2 protein-coding genes are annotated in these 2,239 nt (G+C 65.8%); both read left to right on the top strand.

Annotated features, from left to right (window positions below):
- Positions 1-114: 114 nt before the first annotated feature.
- Complete coding sequence (locus BRAS3843_RS08875) at positions 115-984, top strand: MoxR family ATPase (protein ID WP_008968493.1); 870 nt, start codon at positions 115-117, stop codon at positions 982-984.
- A complete protein-coding gene (locus tag BRAS3843_RS08870; RefSeq protein WP_008968492.1) occupies positions 981-2,189 on the top strand; it encodes a VWA domain-containing protein in 1,209 nt (402 codons plus the stop codon). Before BRAS3843_RS08875 ends, BRAS3843_RS08870 begins: the two co-directional genes overlap by 4 nt.
- Positions 2,190-2,239 lie beyond the last annotated feature (50 nt).

Genomic DNA, 2,239 nt, shown 5'->3' with positions numbered 1-2,239 from the left:
TACCCCACGGGCAGTCTCGCTCGGAGACCCCCACCCCCGACCCCTCCCCGCAAGGGGGAGGGGAGTTCACTTCCGATGCCGCTCTGCTGAGATACATCTAGCGTGCTACGAAATATGAAAACCCGCGACCAGATCGCAGAACGACTCGCCGCCTGCGGCTATATCGCCGACGGCGAGCTTGCGACTGCAATCTCGCTGATGCAGATGCTCAGGCGTCCGCTGCTGCTCGAGGGCGAGGCCGGCGTCGGCAAGACCGAGGTCGCCAAGGCGCTGGCCTGCGTCCACGCGACCGAGTTGATCCGGCTGCAATGCTATGAAGGGCTGGACCAGTCGCAGGCACTGTACGAGTGGAACTACCAGCGCCAGTTGCTGGCGATCGAGGCGCATCGTGGCCATGCCGAGCAGATCGAGGATCAGATCTTCTCGGAAAAATACCTGCTGGAGCGGCCGCTGCTGTCAGCCATCCGCCGCGGCACGCCGCCGGTGCTGCTGATCGATGAAATCGACCGCGCCGATGATGAGTTCGAGGCGTTTCTGCTCGAACTGCTCTCCGATTTCCAGGTCTCGATCCCCGAGCTCGGCACCATCAAGGCGACGTCGATCCCGCATGTGGTGCTGACGTCGAATGGCACGCGCGAGCTCTCCGATGCGCTGCGGCGGCGCTGCCTCTACCACTATGTCGACTATCCCGATGTCGATCGCGAGGCGCGCATCATCCTGGCGCGGATCGACGGCGCCTCGGCGCAGCTGTCACTGCAGATCGCGCAGATGGTGAACTCGGTTCGCAAGGAGGAGCTGCGCAAGGTGCCGGGCGTTGCCGAGACGCTCGACTGGGCGGCCGCGCTGGTCGGGCTCGACGTGCGCGATCTCAAGGACCGGCCGGAGATCGTGCAGGACACCCTGATGTGCCTGCTCAAGACCCATGAGGACCGCGCCCGGATCACGCGCGAGGTTTCCGCGCGCCTGCTGGGGAGGGTCGCATGAGCTGCTGCGGCGCCACGCCCGAGCCAGGCGATCTGGACGCGGTCTCGCGCCTGGTTGCAGGCCGGCTGAGTGCTTTTCTGAAAACGCTGCGCGACAATGGCTTTGCCGTGGGCTTGGCCGAGGGGCGGGATGCGGCGGCGGTGATGGCGTCGGGTTTGGCGCAAAGGCCGGGTCTGCTGCGCTCCGCTTTCAAGCACCTGTTGTCGGCGCGGAAGAGCGAGTGGGATCGCTTCGATGGCCTGTTCGATGCATTCTGGCTGAACCGGCGCGTGCGATCGCGCTCACACGTTTCAGGGTCGAGCAAGACGGCGAACAGTCCGTCGTTGAAGACGCTGCAGGACACCGGCAGCATGCAGCCGCCCGTGCCATCTGCAACTGATCAAGTGCCGTCGCTGGATGACGCGGCGCAAGCCGCTGGAAGCGAAGGCCGGGCAGAGGGCGCCTCTGTTGTCGAGAACCTCGCCGAGACCGATTTCCGCAAGCTCGCCGATCCGGACCAGGTGCGAGAAGCGCATGAGGCCGCCGCGCGCTTGGCGAAAGCGATGCGCACGCGGCTGACAAGGCGGGATCGGCTGCGCCGTCGCGGCGCACGGCTCGACCTGCGCCGCACCATCCATCGCAATATCAGCCATGGCGGCGTGCCGATCACGCTGGTCAAGAGAAAGCGAAAAGAAAAGCCGCTGCGGCTGGTCGTGCTGCTCGATGCCTCCGGCTCGATGAGCCTGTACACCTCGGTGTTCCTGCGCTTCGTCCATGGCGTGCTGGATGAGTTTCGCGAGGCCGAGGCGTTCCTGTTTCACACGCAGCTCGTCCACGTCTCCGACGCGATGAAGGAGAAGGATGCCGCGCGTGCGCTCGACCGGCTCTCGATGATGGCGCAGGGCGCGGGCGGCGGCACCAGGATCGGCGAGAGCCTCTCGAGCTTCAATCGCTGGCACGCCGCGCGCGTGATCCATTCGCGCACCTGCGTGATGATCGTCTCCGACGGCTACGAGACCGGCGATGCTGCCTTGTTAGGACGGGAAATGGCGCAGCTGGCGCGACGTTGCCGCCGCATCGTCTGGCTCAACCCGATGGCCGGCTGGCAGGGCTATGCGCCCGAAGCGAAAGGCATCAAGGCCGCGCTGCCGCATGTCGACCTCTACGCGCCCGCGCATACGCTGGCATCGCTCGGGGCGCTGGAGCCGTATCTGGCGAGGTTGTGATGGTCGTGCAGCGCAGAGAGATGACACGAGAACGAGCGGCATCGTTGGCA

The organism is Bradyrhizobium sp. STM 3843 (assembly GCF_000239815.1).
GTDB lineage: Bacteria > Pseudomonadota > Alphaproteobacteria > Rhizobiales > Xanthobacteraceae > Bradyrhizobium.
The sequence above is the reverse complement of the archived record's forward strand: the minus strand, read 5'-3'. Positions and strand labels throughout refer to the sequence as shown.

Coding starts and splice junctions, on each gene's coding strand:
- BRAS3843_RS08875 (WP_008968493.1), top strand. CDS start 115: ATGAAAACCCGCGACCAGATCGCAGAACGACTCGCCGCCTGCGGCTAT.
- BRAS3843_RS08870 (WP_008968492.1), top strand. CDS start 981: ATGAGCTGCTGCGGCGCCACGCCCGAGCCAGGCGATCTGGACGCGGTC.